This is a genomic window from Pseudomonas tremae, assembly GCF_001401155.1.
GTDB lineage: Bacteria > Pseudomonadota > Gammaproteobacteria > Pseudomonadales > Pseudomonadaceae > Aquipseudomonas > Aquipseudomonas tremae.
In genome coordinates this window covers 127,893-151,098 of record NZ_LJRO01000384.1, presented here as the reverse complement: position 1 = coordinate 151,098, position 23,206 = coordinate 127,893, and the positions used below count along the sequence as shown (strand labels likewise).

Below are 23,206 nucleotides of genomic sequence, written 5' to 3'. Positions count from 1 at the left end.
ATTCACCTCATAGTCCAGCTTGAGCGTTGTGTTTCGCATCGCTCGGGAACACGTTGCGTTTGCATACTTTGGCTTCGACTTTCTGTGGTGCTGCGCCTGCTTCCGGTCCCTGGATTTCCAGTGCCAGCAATTGCTGGTCGGCCCAGTCCTCGTCTTCGCGTAGTTCGAAGGCGAAGCGTCCGTCTGTATCAGACGTTTCCGGTTTTTCGATTTTCAGGTCCTCGTGGCGGCCGTTCATGTACCAGAGTCTGGCTTGAAGGGTTTTGACCGAGGTGTCATCGAACTTGATATCGATCTGGTTGCTGCCGTTGCGGATGTTCTTGATACCGTTCTTGCCGTTGACCAGTACTTCGTTGGTGCCCGGCTTGAGGGTGGTGCTGGCGCTCATCACTGCAGGTTTGCCTTCGCAACCGTTGTCCAGCAGAGACATCATCTGGCGGTAGATGGTTTCCTGGTCCAGGCGGTACAGCGGCGAAAACTCCCAGATGAGGATCTTCGGTGGACGCTTCTGGAAGTCTTCACTGCCCAGGTACTGCAGCATCGAACCTTCCAGACCGCCGCCGGGGAAGGCCACGTTCAGTACGTCGGCGCTTAGGTCTTCCTGCAGGAAGCCGCCGAAGTTGTAGTTCTTGCCACTGTGGCTGGTGCCGACCAGAGTGATTTCCGGGTTGCCGGAATCGCCGAACAGGTCACCGTCAGCCGCCTCGCCTTTGGGTTCGGTGCTGAACTGGTCCATGTACTGCACGGCGTAACTGGTCCCGCACAGTTGGCCGGCCATGTTGTGCAGCGTGCCGTTCTTGCCCATGCGGCCAGAGATGTGGCTTTCGAATTCGCGTTTCGGAATGTCGGAATACGCAGGGATTTTCTTGACCGTCTCGGCGACGATTTTCGCGGTGCGTTGAGCGCCATACGGCGTCCAGTGCTGGTCACCGCGGAAATAGAAGTCGTGCGCCTGTTGTTCGTTTGTCAACGGCGCCAGGTCAGGCACCCAATAGCCCATTTTGCTGAACCGACCGAGCATGGCCTGATAGTTTCTCAGTGCCTTGTCGTAGTCGAACTTGTCGCGGTCTGCCGGGAACAGCTTGTTGCGATCTACCAGACCGCGAGTCGGCTGATAGACCACAACCAGTTCAACACCTTTGCTCTTGAACGCATCGTGCAGTTCTTTCATGCGACGGTAGCCGGAAGGCGACGTGTCGAATTCTGTACGCAGGTCTTCTTGGGTACGAAACAGCCAGTCACCTTGCGCCTGGATCAGCGTGGTGAAGTTCTGCTGATAGCGCGAGACGTAGTTTTTTGCGTCGTGCGCGGCCGGGCACAGGCTGCAGCATGGCTCGGCCTTGAAGGTCGGCGCTTGCGAGTCGTCCGCGCGAGCGACACCGGCGGCGGCCATCAGCGCGGCGGTGAGGCTGGACAGGCTCAACAGCTTGATCAGATGTGCGTGCATAACAATACCCTTCCTCATTCCCGCAGCTCGGTCTGGCTTTCGACGGGGTCGATCAATACGGCTTTCTTCTGGCGTACCAGCAGGTCGAGGATTTCGTCCTGGCGATCACCGAGGATGCCGTTGAGGCTGATGCCCACTTCTTTGGTCGGCATCAGCATCGAGACGCGATACAGCTCGACGCTCAGTGGCGAGTCGATGGACAGCGGGCCAGAGCCGTTACCGGCCAGTTCGCCGCCCACCATGATCAGCGACACCTGGGCGTCGAACGGGTCGAGCTCGATGTCGCGGTCGGTGTCGCTCAGGTCCTTGATGTGGCCATACACGCCCATCAGGCCGTTGCCGGTGGCAACGTTTTCGTACAACTTGATGTTCACACTGTTGCGCACGCGAATGCCGTGGCGGCGGTTGGCGATGACGCGGTTGCCCCACAACAGGTTGTTGCCGCTTTCGTACAGGGTGATGCCATCAGTGTGGTTCTGATAGATCTCGTTGTAGGCGACGATGTTGCCGACGCTGTTACGGTCCAGAACCACGCCGGACAATTTGTTGCCGTGGCTCTTGTTGCGGAAGATGAAGCTGTTGTCCACTTCCCGGGAAATAATGATCCCGTGCTTCTTCTTGGTCCCGTAAACGTCGTTCTCGGCGATGATCAGACCGTGTGAACGGTCATGCGGGTCAATGCCGTACACGATGTTGTCGCGGTAGGTATTGCCCTTGACCACGAAGTCGCGGGTTTCGTAGCAGTAGAAGCCGTACCACATGTCCGAGAACTCGGAGTCGACGATCCAGCCAGTTGGCTCGGGACGCTTGAGCACCTTCGCAGTGTTAGGCGTGTACTGGGAAATACTAATGCCGTACGACTTGCTCTGGTTGTAACCCATGCTCGCCATTTTGGTGTTGGCGATCCAGGTTTCCGAGCCGCCCCAAGTCAACAGGAACGGGCGAAACTCGTCGGGCTTGCGATAGGTCGCCAGGCCGTTGCGGGTTTCACTCCAGGCGTTGACCTGCGTGTGGGTGATCAGCATCTTGCCTTCGCTGACAATGAACGAACCCTTTTCCTGAGACAGACGCAATTCCTTGGTCTTGCTGTCGATCTCGAAAATCCCGGTCTCTTTGACGAGAATCGGCAGGCGCGCCACGTAGACACCCGGCGACACTTCGTTGAGGAACTGTTTCGGGACCTTTTTCGCCAAGTCCTGCAGGCTCACGTAGCCGTCGGAAATCATGATGGCCTGCGGGATACCCTTCTGGCGGGCCACCCATTCAGTCATCTTGTTGTCACCGCCGATGAATTCCTTCAGGCCGGTTTCTTCCATCATCCGCGAGACAGTGACCTTGCCCGGCTTGTTGCGCACGATCTTCTTCAGTGCCGCCTCGGCGGTGTAGCCGCTGAGGTCCGGCAGCACCGGTTTGGCCATTTCCAGAGGCGCGGTGGGCGGGCTGGTGATGGTGTAGGTCTTGGCCTGTTGCAGCCCTTTGACCAGCTTCGGGGTCTCGGGTACGACAGGCGCATTGGCCAGCGCCAGACTGCTGACCATCAGCAGGGCGCTGGTCAGCACTGCGCTTTCGAGCAGGGCGTGTGACCAGTTGCGGCTGCGCCCGTTGCTAGCTTGACTGTTCATCTCTGGCACTCCTTTGGCGGTTCGCATCAGAAGCGCCAGATGACGTCGACGACAGCGCGGTGCATGTAGCTGTCCACGTTGTTCTGATAGGCGTCGCCGGGCTTGAAGACACCTGCGCGCAAACGCACCAGGGCCGAAGGTTCATCGAACGACTGGCTGAGCGACGCTGGCAACAGACCTTGCTTGAAGTACTTGGTCACAACCAGGTCCATCTCCTGACCCAGGTCCTTGCTTCCGTCTTCCAGTGGCAGCGAACTGAACGTGCCGTCCTGATTGTCGTTTACCGCGTTGATGCCCGAACCGCCGATACCGGTGTTGCCGTCCACACGACGGAACTTGTGGTAGATCAGCGACGCGTCGTATTCCTCGTTCATCTGCCAGGAAGCGAACAGCGAACCGGTTTCCACGTTGGCCATTTCGCCTTGGAAGGCTTCACCGAAGCGATGGATGCGCGAGCGTGTGCCGGTCCAGTTGGAGCGGTTACTTTCCAGACCGTTCTGGACGTAATCCCTGCTGGCGCGCGAATAGGCCGCGCCGACTTGCCACTGCGGGTCAAGACGCAGGCGCAGGCCCAGGTCAGTGGCCCAGCCGTTCATGTCGCGGCTGTTCTTCTGGCCCGCGATGAACTGGTCGTTGGCTGCGGAAGTCACGCCGATTTCGTCGCGCGTGCCGTCCAGCCAGGTCAGGCTGCCCCAATAGTTGAGCTGATGGGTGTTGTTGCGATAGTTGTAGGCATCGCTGTCGGCTTGCAGGCCGACCCAGGTCAGATCGCCATTCGAGGTCTTGTCCAGGTCGTCGAGCACCTGGCCTTGCGACTTGAGCTTGCCGTCGTCAGCGCTGTGGTGCGCGCGGATACCGGCCCAATGGCCAGGTGTCCACTGGTAGCTCACCGAGCCGAACAGGTGCTTGCGGTCTTCATCGTCAGGCGCCAGCTCGGTCAGGTCGGTGCGGTATTCGCTGAAACGCTGGGCGGCACCCAGTTCAGCGCGCAGCAGCGTGGTGTCGAACGACCAGTTGATGGCTTCGATGTTGGTGTCGTGCCACTGGCCGTCATCATTGCGCAGACGCTGGCGACCGACTTTCAGGATCTCGCCAGGGTAGGGCGTGAAGCCGCTGTAGCCAATCCAGAATTCACGCAGTGCGGCGTAGGTCTTGTCGGTCTCACGCTCGCTGGCAGTGCCGCGCGAGGTTTGCGTACCGCTACCGTCGGCGTTGCTCTGCTCCAGCGGGTCGGTCTGAATGATGTCGGTAGCAGTCACCACTTGGCCCATGGCATAACCGCTCCAGTCGCCGCGTTCGCCATATACCCAGGGACGCAGGTCCAGACCCACACCGTTGACGTCGCCGCCCGAACGGGTGCCCAGATCGCGATCATCCTCGGCCTGTGCCGTGGCCTTGATTTCGATACCGAAATTCTGTTGTTCGGTCAGCGCTGCCAGCGTCGGGCAGGCCCACAACAGGGTGAAGCCAAGGCCCATGCCGGCGGCCATCAGGGGATTCAACTTCATAATGCTTCCTCACCGTCTTTTTCTTCTTGCAGGGCTTGCGCTGCCATCGCGTTCTGAGTGGCGGTAGCGCCCCGGACTTTTTGCTCGCGCGCCAACAGATCTTTGGCGGTGGCAAGCTTTTCAGGCGGCAGTTGGGTGTTGAGGGCTTCGGCAAGCTCGGTGGCTTGCGGGGTCTGGCTGGCCAGTGCCATCTGGGCGAATACCCAGGCATTGACGGGGTCAGGTTTGGTGCCTTTACCCTGCGAGAACAGCTGCGCAAGGGCGAAGTCAGCGCTGTTCTGGCCACCGCGTGCGGCGGTCAGCAGTTCGTCCACAGCTTTTTGTGGATAGACCTGGCCCAGGTAACCGCGGCGATAGATCTGACCCAGGTAGTAATGGGCGGAGATCTCAGTCGCTGTGGCTTTCTTGAGGTGTTCTTCGGCCTTGAATGCGTCAGGTGTGACCCATTTGCCTTCGTAATACAGGCGACCCAGCAGCAGTTCGGCGCGGGGCTGATCTGCGGCACGGCCGTTGTTCAGGTATTCCATCATCTTGTTGACGTCGCCCAGTTCGGGGAAGTCGTAAAGCAGTTTGGCCAGCGTCACCCAGGAAATCGGGTAGCCCGGCGCGATGCCTTCCAGCAATTGCTGGGCGGTTTTCTCGTCCGGTGTACCGATGGTGGAGTCGCCCAGTACGCGCGCGACACTGTCCACTCGTTGAGCGTTGACGCGGCCTGCCGCATGTTCGCTCTTGAGTTTTTCGATCAGTGCAGCCTGCTGTTCGGCCTGGCCGCGCGTCTGATAGACCGTGGCCAGCTCGACGTAACAAATGTCAGTCGCCGACAGCGCCTGCTTGCAGATGCTCTCGACTTCATCCAGATGCTGCGCATAGGTGCCTTGAGTGCGGTACAGCAGTACCTGAGCCAGACCGGCCTCCGGGTAACCTGCCGCGCGCCACTCGCTGATTTTCTGCTGCGCATTCACTTCCGGGAACGTGTGCGGGTATTGCAGGTACAGCATGGCCAACGGGATCAGGGTGCCGGACTCACCATTGGCGAATGCTTTTTTCAGCAGGCCTTCGGCTTCGCGGTGTTCAGCTTCAGTCGCATCGGGCTTGGCCGCCAGCAATCGGCCAAGGCGCGACTGCGCACGAGGCGAAGTCTCTGCCGCAGCGCGGTAAGTGGCCTCGGCCTGCTTGAGCAGGGCCGGGTCGCGAGTGTTCACCTGAATGTCGGCCAGACCGACCTGTGCATCGCTGTAGCCCAGGTCCGCCAGCTGCCGATAGTTCTGCTCCGCCAGCGCAGTGTCACCGTTTTTCAGGGCTTCATTGGCAAGGCGTTGATCAGGCAGGCCGGCACAGCCGCTCAGGCCGAGCGCGACGGCGAGGCTCAATAGCGTGGGGGTCGACAGGCGTCGTAGTGGGCTGTTCATGGTTACAGACCCGCAGCCATGGCTTTGTCGAGCAGCCAGTTCACGGATGGGCCGCGATCGCTGACAACTTCTACAGGACGACCGGCCAGCGCGCTGCTCAGGGTTTCGTCAGGCTGGATCTGCACACGAATGTCGGTAGACAGGTCGGCATCGCTCAGGTTGGTGCTGCTGATGATCTTGCCGGTACGAAGCTTGTCTTCGCCCGCGATCTGGAAGCTCACACGGGTGCCTGGCTTGACGTCGTTGAACTGACGATAGGTAAAGCGTGCTTCCACTGTGGCCGGTGCGTTGCGTGGGACCAGTTGGAAGATGACCTGACCCTTGGAAGCGAACTGACCATCGGCAACCAGCTGGCGACCGACAACGCAATCACATGGGCTGGTGAGGGTGCCGCTCATTTGCTTGCCGTAAAGCTCTTCGATCTTGGCTGGCTGCAGGTCTTCACCGGTCAGGCTGCCCTTGAGCATTTCCAGCATGCTGGTGTTGAAGGTTGCGAGTGGCGCGCCTTTGGTGGCTTCGCCATTCGGACCGACCAGGCTCTGCACGGTGCCTTCACGTGGCATGGTTACATCCATGCTTGGAATCGACACCAGACCGGCCGAAGCGTGGCTGACGAAATACAGGCCGTAGACGGTTTTGAAGATAAAGCCGAAAGCAGCCAGACCGACAATGAACACGCCAAGGCTGAAGGTGACTGCGCGCAGACGTCCCATTGTCGACATGCCGCCGTCCTTGCCCTTGACCTTGCGCGCCTTGGTGAAGTTGTCGCGCTGCAGCGTAGCGAGTACTTCGCCCAGGGTAACAACTTCGCCTGAGAGGTGCGAAGTGATCAGGTGACGCAGGGTAGCGATGTCCTGAGGCTCCAGGTTCTGGAACTGGCAACCGATACGATTGCTGGCGTTGTCTATGGAGCGAACCTGTAGATCGACGTCCATGGCCAGGCCAAGGTTGTCGATGATGAACTGCAGGCGTCCTTTTACAATTTGACCTTCAGTGAATTTCTGCCCTGCTGGAGCAACGAAGCTCAGGCCACCGGCTGACAGGTCTTCGATGCGCACCAGCGGCGCGTTCGGCTGATCATTCAGCAGGCGCAGCTTGGCAGGAATCTTGATCCGGGCGTGTTGGCGCTGTGCTTCGGATTCATGTACGACGTTCGCATTCACGGCTGTATTCATGGCTATTTTTCCTACTTAAGCAATTAATCCGTTGGCCCGGTCAAACCATCGTCAACAGCACGGCGACGAAGATGGTGCCAGCCGAGAAAGTCATGGTTCGGGACGACCACGTGTTGAACCAGCCCTGAAAGCTGGCCATGTCGCGGCTGAGTTTTGTGTCCTGGCGCGTCCAGGACTGGCGGTCCAGGCGGAAGAAGACGTAAATCTTCATCAGGGCGCCGACGATCTGGTTGTAATAGAGAATTATCGGGTAGGCAGGCCCGATCCTGTGTCCTGAAAGGGACAGCAGCAGGGTCAGGATCAGACGGGTCATGCCGATCCAGAGCAGGTACATCAGCAGGAACGCGCCGCCGTATTTGAAACTGGCGATGATGGCGACGGTCAGGCCGAGAATGGAGGTCCACATCGACACACGCTGGTCGAACAGCACGATGCTGGTGAAAATCCCCAGACGACGAACGCCCAGGCCCAGTGCGCGCGAGTTCTGACGCAGGTTGTTGCCGTACCAGCGATACATCAGTTTGCGGCTGGCTTTCAGGAAGCTCTTCTCGGGCGGGTGCTCGACCGTGTTTATCGCCGCATCCGGCACGTAGAAGGTGTCGTAGCCCAGACGCATCAGGCTGAACCAGCTGGACTTGTCGTCACCGGTCAGAAACCTGAACGTGCCCAGACGCCAGTGGTTGAGCGAATCGCTTTCCACGTCGGCGATGAACTCCGGGTCGGTGACCACCGTGGCGCGGAATACCGACATGCGGCCAGTCATGGTCAACACGCGCTTGGACAGGGCCATCGAGCACATGTTGATGTGACGCTGAGCGAAACGCAGCTTGTGCCACTCGCTCATGATGTAGCCGCCACGCACTTCGCAGAACTCGTTGGTGGTCAGACCGCCGACGTTGTCGAACAGCTGGAACCAGGGCACGGTCTTGGCAACCACACCTTCGTTGAGCACGGTGTCACCGTCGATCACTGCAACAACCGCGCGGCTGTCGGGCAAGTGACGCGAAATGGCGCGGAAGCCGTAGGCAAGGCCATCGCGCTTGCCGGTGCCCGGGATCCGTACGAAGTCCAGTTTGACGCGTTCCGGCGGGTTGAACTTCGCCCACATGCTCTTGACCAGCAGCTCATCGGACATTTCCACCAGCGAGCAGACGATGGTGGTCGGCAGTCCGCAGTCGATGGCTTCTCGGATTACCGAGTTGTACACCTGAGCGGTGGTCAGTGCGTCGATACGAAAGCTGGTGACCATCAGAAACACGTGCGAGGGGTCTGCAGCGCTGCCCAGCTTGCGTACCTTGCGGCGCAAGTGAGGGTAGACGATGTACAGAAAGATCATCCCGCGCACGAAGTGTGTGATCCCCATCGAGTAGCGCCAGATGCCGACGGCGCCAATCAGGAAGATAAAGTTCTTCGACTGTGAGTCGAAGATACTGGTGGGCAATGCAGTTGCAATGCCCATTAATAAACTCAGATAGAACAGCCAACCGGCGGCCTGTAACAGGCCGTGCTTGAGCCTCTGCATAATCTGTATCCCTAAGTCAGTTGCAAGCCTCAAGCCCCAGGCTGCAAGCAGTTGGCTTGAGCTTGTGGCCTGGAGCTTGGCGCTTGTGGCTTGCGGCTGATTTACCAGCAGATACCTTCGGCACGACCGTCTTCGGTGGTGGCATTGGACATGAAGCCCACCAGGTCGATCACACGCTTGCCTTCAGGGGTCTTGTTGGCGAGGGCGCGGAAACGCTCGTCGCGGTTGCCCAGGATGATGACGTCAGAGTCATTGATGACTTGATCGAAGTCCGAATTCAGCAGCGACGAAACGTGCGGAATCTTGGATTCGATGTAGTCCTTGTTGGCGCCGTGAACGCGTGCATATTCAACGTTGCTGTCGAAGATGCTCAGGTCGAAGCCCTTGCCGATCAGCATTTCGGCCAGCTCTACCAGCGGGCTTTCACGCAGATCGTCGGTACCGGCCTTGAAGCTCAGGCCCAGCAGTGCAACTTTGCGCGAATCGTGGCTTGCAACCATGTCGAAAGCGTTCTGCACTTGCGACGTGTTGCTGCGCATCAGCGAGTTGAGCAGAGGGGCTTCAACGTCCAGGCTACCGGCACGGTAGGTGAGGGCGCGAACGTCTTTCGGCAGGCAGGAACCGCCGAATGCGAAACCTGGGCGCATGTAGTACTGGGACAGGTTCAGAGCCTTGTCCTGGCAGACCACGTCCATTACTTCACGGCCATCGACGCCCACGGCTTTGGCAATGTTGCCGATTTCATTGGCGAAGGTTACTTTGGTGGCGTGCCATACGTTGCAGGTGTACTTGATCATTTCGGCAACGGCGATGTCCTTGCGGATGATCGGCGCGTCGAGTTCTTCGTACAGCGATTGCAGGACGTCGCCCGAGGCTTTGTCAAATTCGCCGATGACGGTCATTGGCGGCAGATCGTAGTCCTTGATGGCGGTACTTTCGCGCAGGAACTCAGGGTTTACCGCCACGCCGAAATCAACGCCGGCTTTCTTGCCAGAGCAGTCTTCGAGGATAGGGATAACCACATTGGCGACAGTGCCCGGCAGTACAGTACTGCGAACAACGATGGTGTGACGCGTGGATTTGTCGCGCAGGACATAACCGATTTCGCGGCACACGGATTCAATGTAATCCAGTTCCAGGTCGCCGTTCTTCTTGCTAGGCGTGCCGACGCAGATCATCGACAGGTCGGTGGCGCGAATGGCTTCTGCGAAGTCGGTAGTACCGCGCAGCTTGCCGGTAGCAAGGCCTTTTTGCAGCAGTTCTTCCAAGCCTGGTTCAACGATAGGCGACTTGCCGTTATTGATCAGGTCGATCTTGGTGCTGGAGATATCCACGCCCACTACATCGTGACCGCGTGCAGAAAGGCAACCGGCACAGACGGCACCGACATAACCCAAACCAAATATGCTGATACGCATCGTATTCTCCTCGATTTTTCACGCCATCAAGTGGCTGGATATAAATTTTTGCCAGCAGGTATCACGCGTCAGTGCACACGGCTTATAAACCGTTCAACTAACACAGGCAGAGTTAATGAGTGAGTGCCCAAACAAACGAGGCGAACTCAAATGACACTAAGTGCAAGCGGCAAGTGTCCTGTCCGGCGGGCAGGGCCCTGCTCTCCTTGGATGCAGTAAACCACTCCTTGTCTGACGATCGATGGCGGACCTCGCTTGGAAAGCCCCGGCCAGAGCCGTAGCGTCCCTCTCGGATCCTGCGCATGCCACCCGTTCGGCGTCGCCTGTCTACCAACATCAACTAGTGATGTGAGTCTGATTCCAGATACCGGGTACCCGGAAGATCATGCGTCCCTGTCAGTAACTTTCCGATTTTCTGCCCACCTGTAAGTGATCTCTTACAGGTTAGCCCTGAATTGTTACGGGATGTAGGAGCGCATGAATTCGTATTTAGTTCCGGGCCACTCGTCCTGATTTGCAGATTTTGATGTATCAACCCCGTGACAAAGACGTAGACAAGGCGTGGTGAATTTTTACCAAAGCCTTATTTTGCAGGGGGCGCAGCGGGCAGAGGGCGTAAGTGCTACTACAGCGAAAAGCTAAAAGGCCACTACTTAAAAAAATTGATTATTTTTTCACGAAAAAAAGACACGTTGCATGACGGCGTTGTTTTGACGATTCCTTGGCGTCACTAACTTGTCGTCAGCGGGCGCGGAACAGCAGATCAAGGCTGTGTAACAGTAGCCTGTTACACATTTTTGACGGCGTTAGTGGTTAGCAGTGTCTCGCAGAAACACCAACTTGTCGGGGGTTGACTGTTCGCTGCTATAACGATAGCCCTGCACGTCAAACTCCTTTAGTGCAGCCGGCGTATTGATCCGTTCTTCGATAACAAAGCGGCTCATCATGCCGCGTGCTTTCTTGGCGTAGAAGCTGATGATCTTGTACTGGCCGTTTTTCAGATCCTTGAACTCGGTGTCAATGATCCGCGCCTTCAGCGCCGCACGTTTGATGGCCGAGAAGTATTCAGTGGACGCCAGGTTCAGCAGCAGGTCATCGCCCTGATCGGCAAGTGCCTCGTTGAGCCATTCGCTGATCCTTGTTCCCCAGAACGCATAAAGATCCTTGCCCCGGGCGTTGGCCAGCTTTGTTCCCATCTCCAGGCGATAGGGCTGCATCAGGTCCAGCGGGCGCAGCAGGCCATAAAGGCCTGACAGCATTCGCAAGTGATGCTGGGCATAGTCCAGTTGCGCATCGCTCAGTGTTTCGGCCTGCAGACCGGTATAGACGTCACCCTTGAACGCCAGCAGCGCCTGTTTGGCATTGTCGAGGGTGAAGGCCGGGTCCCAACTGCCAAAGCGTGCTGCGTTCAGCCCGGACAACTTGTCGGACAGGTGCATCAGTTCACCGATCTGCGCGGGGGTCAGCTCTCGCAACTGAGTGATCAGCTCTTGAGAGTGCTCCAGATACTGTGGCTGAGTGAAGCGTGCGGTAGTGGGTGGCGTCTCGAAATCGAGGGTTTTCGCTGGGGAAATCACCATCAGCATGAAGTCGTCTCCTTTGATCGTCCTGCGATTCTAGGGGTTGACGACCCATGACTCCAGCGATGGCGATGGTCGATGATGCATTGTCAGTGATGTCATGCAGGTGCGCGTTGTATGGATCTCGACATAAGAAGCCGTGGCTATATCGGCTATAGTGGCACGCCGGTCATCGGCCAGGGCTCATCAAGAGGGCGTCGGGTTTGCGTATTGTTTTAGCTGTGTGTGCGAGTCTGCTGTGGCTTCAGGCTCAGGCGGCCGCGCCAGTCATTGCCACCATCGACCGTAGTGTTTGGCCCGAGCGGCTGGAGACGCCGGGCTTGTTCGACGTGGCGTCGCGTGCAGAGATCCTCTCCTTCGCCCATGAGTTGTATCTGAGTGAGAAGCTCGACGAAGAGGGGCTCAAACAACGGCTGGGTCTGCGATTTGTCAATGTGCCTTCACTGAACGTCGTCCGCCATCGCCTGTGGCTGCGCCTGCTCGAGAACTATCAGGCTGCTCAGAAGAGCTGTGAAGAAGATGCCAACTTCTGTGTGCTGGTCGAGGACATGGACCAACTTCGCCTGCGCGCCGAGGAGTATCAGGTATCGAACGATTCGTTCTATGCCGGCTGGGCTGGCCCCGGTGCGGCGTTTCATCGCCGCTACCTGAATGAGTTGCTGTTCATGGCCGCGCTGTTTCCGCAGACCAGCAGCGAGATCGAGCGTTATAACTCCGATGAGATGAGCGGCGACGAGCTGCCTGATCGCACGTTCATGCTCAATTTCGAAGGCGGCCCCAGCCCGTTGGATGGCGGAACCGACTGGCTGGCCGACTTCATGCGTCAACAAAAGATGACTGCCACCTTCTTTGTGCTCGGCAAGAGCCTTCAGGAGCGCCTCGACACCAGCTCGGCTGTCGGCCTGCAGGCGCTTTACCGCCAGCAGTGCGTCGGCCTGCAGGGCTGGGAGTACCGTTCGCACAGTCAGTGGCTGGACTGGCAGGATTCCATCCTGCGCAGCGAGGCGCTGGTTCAGCAGGTGCTGCCGGATAACTTCGTGCCTTTGTTTCGCCCGCCTTATGGTCACCGTCGGGCCGACAGTGGCGACTTCTTTCGTGACCGGCACCTGCGTGTATCGCTATGGAACATCGACGCGCAGGATGACACCGGGCGGCTCACCGCAGAGCAGGTCAGCGACCGCGTGCTGACCTTGATGCTGCTTTGGCGCAAAGGCACGGTCGTGTTTCATGACGTCGCCAACAAGGCGCAGTCTGCGCTGCCATTGCTGCTGGCCAATACGGCGCAAAGCGAGCTGATTTGGGATGACTGTCGAAATATCTCTGAAACGACCGTGGAGCAAGGGCCGGAGAGTAGCGAGGAGGCTGCGCCGGAGGGGGAATGAAGGCTGATTCGGCGTGGGCGGACTTCCGACTTTAAACGTGCTGCGGACGCCCGCCAAGTCCTATTCGTCATCCTGTGAAATAAACTTCAAAAAACTGTCAAAACGCTTTTTTCTGTCATCCCTTTTGCTGTATTACGAATACAGACCGCCGAAACCTGCAACACAGGTGGCGTCTTCCAAGACCCACCTTGAGCGACATTTCTACCCTGCCTCAAGGGAAGAATCCGGCGGCCTTTTCGTGGCGCAGTACTGTCTTGGTTCTGCGTCGCCCGGCTTTTGAAAAGGTGAGCGAGTATGGATGATCACGGACGCACCCCCTCCACTAACCAGCCAATCCTTTACGTGCTCGATACCAACGTATTGATCCATGATCCAAACGCTTTGTTGAACTTCGAAGAACACCACGTCGCCATTCCCATGACGGTCCTGGAGGAACTGGACAAACTGAAAGCCGGCAAACATTCCGTTGCCGCCGAGTGCCGCCAGGCCATTCGTCTGATCGACAAGACCCTGGGTGAAGCCTGCCCTGCAGATGTCGAAAAGGGAGTGCCCATTGATCGCGGGACCGGTGTTTTCAAAGGCTTTTTGTCTATTCTGATGAGCAAGCGCGAGGAACCCAACAGTCTGTTGCCCGAGCACCTCAATGACAACATCATCATCAACCAATTGATCGACCTGCACGCGCGCAACAAGGACTTGAGCGTCGTACTGGTGACCAAAGACATCAACATGCGCCTAAAGGCGCGTGCCTGCGGCATTGCAGCAGAGGATTACAGCACCGACCAGCTGGTGGACGACGTTTCACTGTTGTCGCGTGGCTACCATGACATGACCGGCTCGTTCTGGGACCGGGTCAACAAGGTCGATACCCGCCAGGAACGAGGCCGTACCTGGCACCGAGTGCAGCTCAATGAAATGCTGCCGGCTGTTCATATCAACGAATTCATTGTCGACGAACAGGGTTTCGTGGGCTGGATCAAGGGCGTCAAAAACGACGAGTTGCTGATTCTCGATATGCACCAGGAGCCTTTGCTGCATCAGGAAGCCTGGGGTTTGAAGCCGCGTGACATCTATCAGGGGCTGGCGCTGTTCGCCCTGCTTGATCCGGATATTCATCTGGTCAACCTGTCAGGCGCGGCGGGTTCGGGTAAAACCATCCTTGCCCTGGCGGCTGCCATCGAACAGACGATGGTCACCAAGCGCTATCGCCGCATCATAGCGACGCGCAGCGTTCAGGGTCTGGATCAGGAGATCGGCTTTCTGCCGGGTACCGAGGCCGAGAAAATGGAGCCGTGGCTCGGCGCGATTACCGATAACCTCGAAGCCCTGCACATGGATGACGAGAATACTCACGGCAGTGTCGATTACATCCTGAGCAAAGTGCCACTTCAGTTCAAATCCCTTAACTACATCCGGGGTCGCAGCTTCCAGCAAAGCCTGATCCTGATCGATGAATGCCAGAACCTGACCCCGCACCAGATGAAAACCATCATCACCCGCGCCGGTGCCGGTTCCAAAGTGGTCTGCCTGGGCAACCTGGCGCAGATCGATACCCCTTACCTGTCAGCCACCAGCTCTGGTCTGACCTATCTCACGGAGCGCTTCAAAGACTTCCCGAACGGCGTACACATCGCCCTGCAAGGCGTGCCACGCTCAATACTGGCCGAATACGCAGAGAGTCATCTGTAGAGCGAAAGCTTCAAGCGGGGGAGCCTCGTTTTACGAGATCCCCTTGCTTGCATGCTCCAGCTCACACGTATAACAAGTTCGCTCCTGGCCGAAGGCTGTAGGAGCGAACTTGCTCGCGAAGAGTGTTGTGCATTCAAAAATTCTTTATCACCCGAAACATAGCCTTCGCTCCTACGCCCTCCGAGCTTGCTGCCGGTAGCCTGTAACTGCCACACCCTCTACACTTCTTGCATCTGCCAAGGAGTAACGCTGTGCTCACTCATCTCGATTCCCAGGGTCGCGCCAATATGGTCGATGTCACTGATAAAGCCGTGACGTCCCGTGAGGCTGTGGCTGAAGCGTATGTGCGTATGCTGCCCGCGACGCTGCAAATGATTGTCAGCGGTGGTCATCCAAAGGGTGATGTGTTTGCTGTCGCGCGTATTGCAGGTATCCAGGCCGCCAAGAAAACCAGCGACCTTATCCCGCTGTGCCATCCGCTGATGTTGACCAGTATCAAAGTGCATCTCGCCGCCGAAGGCGATGCTGCAGTGCGCATCACCGCAAGCTGCAAACTGTCCGGACAGACCGGCGTGGAGATGGAAGCGCTGACTGCGGCCAGCGTCGCGGCGCTGACGATTTACGACATGTGCAAGGCGGTCGACCGCGGCATGGTTATCGAGTCGGTTCGTCTGCTGGAAAAGCTTGGTGGCAAAAGTGGTCATTTCACTGCCGATCAGGCACAGGTTTCTTCATGAAGATTCAGGTCCAGTACTTTGCCCGCTATCGTGAATCGTTGGGCCTGGACGGCGAGTCTGTCGAAGGCCGGTTCGCCACTATTGAAACACTGAGGCAGGCGCTGTTGCAGCGCGGTGAGGCCTGGCAGGTTCTGGCCGAGCAGAACCTGATGTGCGCTCGCAATCAGGAATTGTGCAAGCCGACCGAGCCGTTGGCTGACGGCGATGAAGTCGCGTTCTTTCCGCCCGTGACCGGAGGTTGATCATGGCGATTCGTGTACAGGCAGCCGCCTTTGATCCTGGCGCTGAAGTCAACGCGCTGCACGCCGCCAATCGTGGCATCGGTGCGGTGGTCAGTTTTGTCGGCTACGTGCGTGATTTCAACGACGGCCGCGAGGTATCCGGCATGTTCCTGGAGCATTATCCGGGCATGACCGAGAAGGCGCTGGCGACGATCGCCGAAGAGGCGGGGCAGCGCTGGCCGTTGCTCAGGGTTGATGTGCTGCACCGGGTAGGTGCGCTGGAGCCGGGCGAGCCCATCGTTTTCGTCGGCGTTGCCAGTGCTCATCGGCAGGCCGCATTCGAGGCCTGCGATTTTGTCATGGACTACCTCAAGACCCGGGCGCCGTTCTGGAAGCGTGAAAACACACCTGAAGGTCCGCGTTGGGTAGAAGGCCGCCACAGCGATCACCAAGCGGCTGATCGCTGGAAATAACCGTCAGGCGTTGTTGCGTACCACGGCCCTGAGCAAGTGAGTCGGCGGTGTTTCACAGCTGATCTTGCGGCCCAGTTTTTCCTCGATGGAGGGTAGCTGATACGAATCGTCTTCGCCGGCAAAGCTGATCGAGACGCCGTCGGCACCTGCACGACCGGTACGGCCTATGCGGTGGACGTAATCGTCCGGCACTTCCGGCAGGGTGAAGTTGATCACGTGGCTGATGCCATCGATGTGGATGCCTCGACCTGCTACATCCGTGGCGACCAGCACGCGAATCTTGCCTTCGCGGAAGCCTTCTAGGGTCTTGATGCGCTTGTGCTGCGGCACGTCGCCTGACAATTGCGCAGCGTTGACGCCGTCGCGCACCAGGCGTTCTTCGATGCGGCGTACTTCGTCCTTGCGATTGGCAAAGACCATGACCCGTTCCCAGCCGTTGTCGGTCACCAGGTTGTACAGCAACTTGTATTTGTCGGCACCGGCCACGGCGTAGATATGCTGCTCGACGTTATCGCTGGCAACGTTCAGCGACTCGATCTCGACGATGGAAGGCTCGGTGGTCCACTGTTTGGCGAGGTTCATCACGTCTTCGGTGAATGTCGCGGAAAACAGCAGGGTCTGGCGTTCGCCCTTGTGCGGGGTCTGGCGAATGATCTGCCGTACCTGCGGGATGAAACCCATGTCCAGCATGCGGTCGGCTTCGTCGAGGACCATCACTTCGACCATGTCCAGATGCACTTCGCCGCGCTGGTTGAAGTCCAGCAGGCGGCCAGGTGTGGCTACCAGAATGTCGCAGTGGCGCGCTTCAAGCTGCTTGAGCTGCTTGTCAAAGTCCATTCCGCCGACGAAGGTCATGACGTTCAGGTTGGTGTACTTGGTCAGGTCGGCGGCGTCCTTGGCGATCTGCACCACCAGTTCGCGGGTCGGCGCGATGATCAGCGCGCGGGGCTCACCCATGTAGCGCTCGGCCGGTGGTGGCGTCTGGGTCAGTTGCTCGATGATCGAGATCAGGAATGCAGCGGTCTTGCCGGTGCCGGTCTGGGCGCGGCCGATTGCGTCCTTGCCCTTGAGGGTGAAGCCCAGCACGCCTGCCTGGATGGGCGTGCAATACGGAAAGCCCAGGTCCTGAATAGCGTGCATCAGCTCGGGAGCCAGGTTGAAATCGTGGAAGCGGGTTTTTCCTTCCTGCGGTTCTACGGCAAAATCTTCGAGTTTCCATTCCGGCGCAGGCGGCTTGGTCACACGTTCGCGACGTGGGCGCTCGGCCCTTGGCTTGTCGGCACGCGGCGCTGTGACTTTGGAGTGCTCGGCGACGGTGTCCAGAGCCTGAGTCTGGACAGCATGATCCGGTGGGGCGCCGTTGTCAGGCGAAGGGGAAGCAGGGATGGAGGCTGTCGGTATAGGCGCGCGTTGCTCAGCGTCACTCTTACCGAACATCTTTTTAAGTGCTTTGAGCACGGTCATCTCGTCAATTGGTTAAGGAATGTACGCCGGGGAGTGTAAAGCAAGAACCGTGCTCGGCGTAGTGCCATCCTTGGCGAGCTACAGAAGCGGTCCGTCCCGAGAGGAAAAACCGGTCTTAGCGAAGCTTTTCAGCGAGCCAGACACCGATGTCATGAATTTCCTGCGGTAACACTTGATGGCCCATTGGGTATTCCTGCCATTGTGCGGTTACACCCTGAGTCAGCAGATGCTCGTAAGCGGTGCGTCCCATCGCATTGGGGACCACCTCGTCGTGCTGACCGTGCAGGCAATACGCCGGTGTGCGTTGCTGGCTGGCCGACAATTGCATCTGGGCGCTGAATGTCGGGGCATAAGTGGAGAGGGCAAGCACGCCACCCAGTGGACCCTGCCAGCGCTTGTAGCCGGTATGCAGCACTACTGCGCCGCCTTGGGAAAACCCTGCGAGAAATATCCGCGCCGGGTCTATGCCGCTGTCCCGCTGTTGCTCGATCAGCTCCAGAACACTCTGCGCCGAGGCGTCCATTTGGTCGTGATCAATGGCGCGAGCCTCGCTGCTCATGGCCTTGATGTCGTACCAGCTAGGCATTTCATAGCCGCCGTTGACCGTCACGGCGCGTGTCGGCGCCTGTGGCAGAACGAAGCGGGTAGTCAGCAGCGTTTCCTGCAGGGCTTCAGCGACCGGCAGAAAATCGTACCGGTCGGCGCCCAGTCCATGCAGCCAGATGACGCACGCATCTGCGGTGCCGGAGGGTTGGATGACTAGTGGCTCACTCATGACTGCTCCATTTGTGTGCGCGGGCGCGTTTATGGCGCTTTAATAAGGTGCGCAGATAGATTAAAAATGAAAGAAGATGTCGCAAGGTTACAAGTTTTTGTCTTGACCTGCCGCTAATTCGACATCGCCAGCATGCTGGTACGGGCTTTGCTACAGCAGAGCTGGAGTCTAGGCATTCTCATCGTTCGGTAACACTATAAGGCTATTACTTGTAGCGATCGAAAAGCGGCCCGGGAGTTCCTGCGTCAGGATTCGCGGCACGGTTCGACCCGTACCTCTCTGGTTCGGGAAATCATGAGGCTTCAGTCCACGGGGTCGATTCTGAATGACGAAAAGCAATTGCAGGGCGATCCTGCGGCAGACTCGATATTCATACTCGGTACCGCATGACCCAAAAATAAGCCAGCACGGGTTATAAGCGCCTCACAAAGGTGCGATGCGGCTGAAGCTTCCACACAACAAAGAGCAAACTGGAGTTTTTGAATGAAGATGTTGAAATCCACCCTTGCTGTTGTCACGGCGCTTGCCGCATTCGGTGTGGCCGGGGCTGCCAATGCAGGCGCCACCCTTGACGCAATCCAGAAGAAAGGCTTTGTACAGTGCGGCGTCAGCGACGGCCTGCCGGGCTTTTCCGTTCCGGACTCTACCGGCAAGATCACCGGTATCGATGCTGACGTCTGCCGCGCAGTAGCCGCTGCTGTATTCGGCGACGCTACCAAGGTCAAGTTCAGCCAGTTGAACGCCAAGGAACGCTTCACTGCGCTGCAATCCGGCGAGATCGACATCCTTTCGCGTAACACCACCTGGACCAGCTCCCGCGACGCGGGCATGGGCCTGGTCTTCACCGGCGTGACTTATTACGACGGTATCGGCTTCCTGGTGAACAACAAGCTGGGCGTCAAAAGCGCCAAGGAACTGGACGGTGCGACCATCTGCATCCAGGCCGGTACCACTACCGAGCTGAACGTTTCCGACTACTTCCGCTCGAACGGCCTGAAATACACCCCGATCACCTTCGACACCTCCGATGAAAGCGCCAAGTCGCTGGAAGGCGGCCGTTGCGACGTACTGACCTCCGACCAGTCGCAGCTCTACGCACAGCGCAGCAAGCTGGCCAAGCCAGACGATTACGTTGTTCTGCCTGAAGTGATTTCCAAGGAGCCTCTGGGCCCTGTCGTACGTAAAGGCGACGAAGAGTGGTTCTCGATCGTTCGTTGGACCCTGTTCGCAATGCTCAACGCCGAGGAAGCAAAGATCACTTCCAAGAACGTCGAAGCTGAAGCCAAGTCGACCAAGAACCCTGACGTAGCCCGTATGCTGGGTGCCGACGGTACTTACGGCAAGGACCTCAAACTGCCGAAGGACTGGGTCGTACAGATCGTCAAGCAAGTCGGCAACTACGGCGAAGTGTTCGAACGCAACCTGGGCGAAAACACCCCGCTGAAAATCAAGCGTGGCCAGAATGCTCTGTGGAATGCCGGCGGCATCCAGTACGCTCCACCGATTCGTTGATTGACCCGGCGCCCGACAGGCTTTCCAGCCTGTCGGGCGTTGTTCTGTTGGATTTTTCCTGGGGCCTTTCATGGAAAAGCAAATCGTCGCACCCAAGCAAAAGCTCACGCTGAGCGATCCGAAAGTGCGCGCGTGGTTATTTCAGATCATCACTGTCGTGGCGGTGATCTCGTTGGGCTGGTTCATATTCGATAATACCCAGACCAACCTGCAACACCGTGGTATTACCTCGGGTTTCGGTTTTCTAGAGAACAGTGCCGGTTTTGGTATTGCTCAACACCTGATCGACTACACCGAATCGGACACGTATGCACGTGTGTTCGTCATCGGCCTGCTGAATACCCTGCTGGTGTCGGTTATCGGTGTTGTCCTGGCGACCTTGCTGGGCTTCATCATCGGCGTCGCTCGTCTGTCTCCGAACTGGATGATCAGCAAGCTGGCAACCGTTTATGTAGAAGTCTTCCGCAACATCCCGCCATTGCTGCAAATTCTGTTCTGGTACACCGCTGTATTCCTGACGCTGCCCGGTCCGCGTCAGGCGCATGGTTATCTGGACATGTTCTTCGTCAGCAGCCGCGGGCTCAACATGCCCAGAGCCTTGCCTGCCGAAGGTGCCTGGGCATTTCTGATCAGTCTGGTGGTCGCAGTGATCGCGATCGTGATGATGGTGCGCTGGGCCAACAAGCGTTTCGAAGCCACTGGCCAGCCGTTCCACAAGTTCTGGGTCGGCCTGGCGTTATTGCTGGTCATTCCCGGCCTGAGCATGCTGATTTTCGGCAGCCCGGTGCATTGGGAGTTGCCGCAGCTCAAAGGCTTCAACTTCACGGGCGGCTGGGTGCTGATCCCGGAATTGATTTCCCTGACCCTGGCACTGACCATCTACACCGCAGCGTTCATTGCTGAAATCGTGCGGTCGGGTATCAAGTCGGTCAGCCACGGTCAGACCGAAGCTGCCCGTTCACTGGGGCTTCGCCCTGGGCCGACGTTGCGCAAGGTCATCATTCCGCAGGCTCTGCGGGTGATCATTCCGCCGTTGACCAGTCAGTTCCTGAACCTGGCGAAAAACTCTTCGCTGGCAGCGGCCATCGGTTACCCGGAAATGGTTTCCCTGTTCGCCGGTACGGTGCTCAACCAGACCGGCCAAGCCATTGAAGTCATTGCCATCACCATGAGCGTGTACCTGGCGATCAGTATCAGCATTTCCATGCTGATGAACTGGTACAACAAGCGCATTGCGCTGATCGAGCGGTGAGGAAACGCGCATGACAACTCATACTTTCAAACCTGATATGCCACCACCGGGCAAAGTGTTCGGCCCGGTGGCGTGGATGCGGCAGAACCTGTTCTCCAGCTGGCTCAACACCCTGCTGACCCTGCTCTCGCTGTACCTGATCTATCTGATCGTGCCGCCGATTCTCAGTTGGGCCTTGCTGGATGCCAACTGGGTCGGCACCACCAAGGAGGACTGCACCAAGGCTGGCGCCTGCTGGGTGTTCATCGAGCAGCGATTCGGCCAGTTCATGTACGGATACTTTCCCAATGAACTGCGCTGGAGGGTCGATCTGACTGCAATCCTGGCGATTGTCGGTGCTGCGCCGCTGTTCATTTCGAAGTTTCAGCGCAAGGCTGTCTACGGCATCTGCTTCCTGGTGATCTACCCGGTCGTCGCGTTTTACCTGCTGCACGGCGGCGTGTTCGGTCTGACCAACGTACCGACCAGCCAGTGGGGCGGCCTGATGCTGACCCTGGTGATTGCCACCGTGGGTATCGTCGGTGCCTTGCCGTTGGGTATCCTGCTGGCGCTCGGCCGTCGCTCCAACATGCCGGCTGTGCGTGTGGTGTGCGTGACGTTCATCGAGTTCTGGCGCGGCGTGCCGTTGATTACCGTGCTGTTCATGTCTTCGGTCATGCTGCCGCTGTTCATGCCTGAGGGGATGAACTTCGACAAACTGCTGCGGGCGCTGATCGGCGTCATCCTGTTCCAGTCGGCGTACATCGCCGAAGTGGTGCGCGGTGGCATGCAGGCCATCCCTAAAGGTCAGTACGAAGCCGCTTCTGCGATGGGCCTCGGTTACTGGCGCAGCATGGGCCTGGTGATTCTGCCGCAGGCGTTGAAGATGGTCATCCCCGGTATCGTCAACACCTTCATTGCCCTGTTCAAAGACACCAGTCTGGTGATCATTATCGGCCTGTTCGACCTGCTCAACAGCGTCAAGCAAGCCACCGCCGACCCCGCCTGGCTGGGTATGGCCACCGAAGGCTACGTCTTCGCGGCCCTGGTGTTCTGGATCTTCTGTTTCGGTATGTCCCGCTATTCCATGCATTTGGAACGTAAGCTGGACACAGGCCACAAGCGTTAGGAGTTTTGTGATGAGTGAAGCTATCAATAAGCCTCTGGGCGCTGAAGGCATGATCCGCATGGAGGGCGTCCATAAGTGGTACGGCCAGTTCCACGTGCTCAAGGACATCAACCTGAACGTCCGCCAGGGTGAGCGTATCGTGCTGTGCGGCCCGTCGGGCTCGGGCAAATCCACTACCATTCGCTGCCTCAACCGTCTGGAAGAGCACCAGCAGGGTCGTATCATCGTTGATGGTACCGAGCTGACTTCCGATCTGAAGCAGATCGAAACCATCCGCCGTGAAGTCGGCATGGTGTTTCAGCATTTCAACCTGTTCCCGCACCTGACCATCCTGCAGAACTGCACGCTGGCACCGATGTGGGTACGCAAGATGCCGAAGAAGAAAGCCGAAGAAATCGCCATGCACTATCTGGAGCGTGTGCGTATTCCGGAGCAGGCCCACAAGTTTCCGGGTCAGCTTTCCGGCGGTCAGCAGCAGCGTGTGGCGATTGCCCGTGCCTTGTGCATGAAGCCGAAAATCATGCTGTTCGACGAACCGACCTCGGCGCTGGACCCGGAAATGGTCAAGGAAGTACTCGACACCATGGTCGGCCTGGCGGAAGAAGGCATGACCATGCTCTGCGTGACTCACGAGATGGGCTTTGCCCGCACCGTGGCGAACCGGGTGATCTTTATGGACAAGGGCGAAATCGTCGAGCAGGCCGCGCCAAACGACTTCTTCGACAACCCGCAAAGCGACCGTACCAAGCTGTTCCTCAGTCAGATCATTCACTGAGTCGCAGAGGCTGCACAGCAAACCGGGCCAGGCGCCCGGTTTTTTTGGGCCGTCTTTTGCTGTCGGCCTTGTGTGCAATTTCAGCTGAACCTTGTATTCAAGACGATTCTCCAACAGGATACCGCCCCCCTGAAACG

At 58.1% G+C, this 23,206-nt stretch carries 19 protein-coding genes; 9 read left to right on the top strand and 10 right to left on the bottom strand.

Features of this window, described 5'->3' with window-relative positions:
* Positions 1-7 precede the first annotated feature (7 nt).
* The 8 genes from ALO43_RS21965 to yaaA all read right to left on the bottom strand — a co-directional run bounded on the left by ALO43_RS21965 (position 8) and on the right by yaaA (position 11,687).
* The gene (locus ALO43_RS21965) at positions 8-1,447 is read right to left on the bottom strand and encodes an alginate O-acetyltransferase AlgX-related protein (protein ID WP_005891338.1); all 1,440 of its coding nucleotides are present in this window, start codon (positions 1,445-1,447) and stop codon (positions 8-10) included.
* Between the two features lie 14 nt (positions 1,448-1,461).
* On the bottom strand, positions 1,462-3,069 hold the full coding sequence (gene algG / locus ALO43_RS21960) for a mannuronan 5-epimerase AlgG (protein ID WP_054998043.1): 1,608 nt from the start codon (positions 3,067-3,069) through the stop codon (positions 1,462-1,464).
* Positions 3,070-3,095: 26 nt separating this feature from the next.
* Positions 3,096-4,577 (bottom strand): alginate export family protein, encoded by a 1,482-nt coding sequence (locus tag ALO43_RS21955; protein WP_024690122.1) that lies wholly within the window; start codon positions 4,575-4,577, stop codon positions 3,096-3,098.
* Entirely contained in the window at positions 4,574-5,986 is a 1,413-nt protein-coding gene (gene algK, locus ALO43_RS21950) for an alginate biosynthesis TPR repeat lipoprotein AlgK (protein ID WP_024671348.1), read from the bottom strand. The genes ALO43_RS21955 and algK overlap by 4 nt, the downstream gene beginning before the upstream one ends.
* Before the next feature lie 2 nt (positions 5,987-5,988).
* Positions 5,989-7,161 (bottom strand): alginate biosynthesis protein Alg44, encoded by a 1,173-nt coding sequence (locus tag ALO43_RS21945; protein ID WP_005891344.1) that lies wholly within the window; start codon positions 7,159-7,161, stop codon positions 5,989-5,991.
* Positions 7,162-7,201: 40 nt separating this feature from the next.
* The gene (gene alg8 / locus ALO43_RS21940; RefSeq protein ID WP_024671347.1) at positions 7,202-8,683 is read right to left on the bottom strand and encodes a mannuronan synthase; all 1,482 of its coding nucleotides are present in this window, start codon (positions 8,681-8,683) and stop codon (positions 7,202-7,204) included.
* Between the two features lie 101 nt (positions 8,684-8,784).
* Entirely contained in the window at positions 8,785-10,101 is a 1,317-nt protein-coding gene (locus ALO43_RS21935) for a nucleotide sugar dehydrogenase (RefSeq protein ID WP_005891346.1), read from the bottom strand.
* An 806-nt stretch (positions 10,102-10,907) separates the two neighbouring features.
* Complete coding sequence (gene yaaA / locus ALO43_RS21930) at positions 10,908-11,687, bottom strand: peroxide stress protein YaaA (protein WP_005891347.1); 780 nt, start codon at positions 11,685-11,687, stop codon at positions 10,908-10,910.
* A gap of 197 nt (positions 11,688-11,884) precedes the next feature.
* Between yaaA and ALO43_RS21925 the strand changes: the two genes are divergently transcribed.
* The 5 genes from ALO43_RS21925 to moaE all read left to right on the top strand — a co-directional run bounded on the left by ALO43_RS21925 (position 11,885) and on the right by moaE (position 16,183).
* Positions 11,885-13,063, top strand: a complete 1,179-nt coding sequence (locus ALO43_RS21925; RefSeq protein WP_005891348.1) for a polysaccharide deacetylase family protein — start codon at positions 11,885-11,887, stop codon at positions 13,061-13,063.
* 294 nt (positions 13,064-13,357) lie between these two features.
* Positions 13,358-14,752, top strand: coding sequence for a PhoH family protein (locus ALO43_RS21920; protein ID WP_024671344.1), 1,395 nt, complete (start codon positions 13,358-13,360; stop codon positions 14,750-14,752).
* Between the two features lie 251 nt (positions 14,753-15,003).
* On the top strand, positions 15,004-15,489 hold the full coding sequence (gene moaC / locus ALO43_RS21915; RefSeq protein WP_024671343.1) for a cyclic pyranopterin monophosphate synthase MoaC: 486 nt from the start codon (positions 15,004-15,006) through the stop codon (positions 15,487-15,489).
* Positions 15,486-15,731 (top strand): molybdopterin converting factor subunit 1, encoded by a 246-nt coding sequence (gene moaD / locus ALO43_RS21910; RefSeq protein WP_005891353.1) that lies wholly within the window; start codon positions 15,486-15,488, stop codon positions 15,729-15,731. The genes moaC and moaD overlap by 4 nt, the downstream gene beginning before the upstream one ends.
* 2 nt (positions 15,732-15,733) lie before the next feature.
* Positions 15,734-16,183 carry a molybdopterin synthase catalytic subunit MoaE gene (moaE, locus tag ALO43_RS21905; protein WP_053480727.1) on the top strand — a complete coding sequence of 150 codons (450 nt, stop codon included), beginning with the start codon at positions 15,734-15,736 and terminating at the stop codon, positions 16,181-16,183.
* A 3-nt stretch (positions 16,184-16,186) separates the two neighbouring features.
* Here moaE and rhlB read toward each other — a convergent pair whose 3' ends face one another.
* Positions 16,187-17,647: an ATP-dependent RNA helicase RhlB gene (rhlB, locus tag ALO43_RS21900; RefSeq protein WP_162235615.1), complete on the bottom strand. Its 1,461-nt coding sequence runs from the start codon at positions 17,645-17,647 to the stop codon at positions 16,187-16,189.
* 115 nt (positions 17,648-17,762) lie between these two features.
* Positions 17,763-18,422: an alpha/beta hydrolase gene (locus ALO43_RS21895; RefSeq protein WP_005891356.1), complete on the bottom strand. Its 660-nt coding sequence runs from the start codon at positions 18,420-18,422 to the stop codon at positions 17,763-17,765.
* 483 nt (positions 18,423-18,905) lie between these two features.
* Here ALO43_RS21895 and ALO43_RS21890 point away from each other — a divergent pair, with 483 nt between their 5' ends.
* The 4 genes from ALO43_RS21890 (at position 18,906) to ALO43_RS21875 (ending at position 23,069) form a co-directional block, all read left to right on the top strand.
* Complete coding sequence (locus tag ALO43_RS21890; protein ID WP_024671340.1) at positions 18,906-19,934, top strand: amino acid ABC transporter substrate-binding protein; 1,029 nt, start codon at positions 18,906-18,908, stop codon at positions 19,932-19,934.
* Positions 19,935-20,004: 70 nt separating this feature from the next.
* Entirely contained in the window at positions 20,005-21,186 is a 1,182-nt protein-coding gene (locus ALO43_RS21885) for an amino acid ABC transporter permease (RefSeq protein ID WP_054998042.1), read from the top strand.
* A gap of 10 nt (positions 21,187-21,196) precedes the next feature.
* Positions 21,197-22,294 (top strand): amino acid ABC transporter permease, encoded by a 1,098-nt coding sequence (locus ALO43_RS21880; RefSeq protein WP_005891360.1) that lies wholly within the window; start codon positions 21,197-21,199, stop codon positions 22,292-22,294.
* A gap of 10 nt (positions 22,295-22,304) precedes the next feature.
* Complete coding sequence (locus tag ALO43_RS21875) at positions 22,305-23,069, top strand: amino acid ABC transporter ATP-binding protein (protein ID WP_005891362.1); 765 nt, start codon at positions 22,305-22,307, stop codon at positions 23,067-23,069.
* The last annotated feature ends 137 nt before the right edge of the window (positions 23,070-23,206 follow it).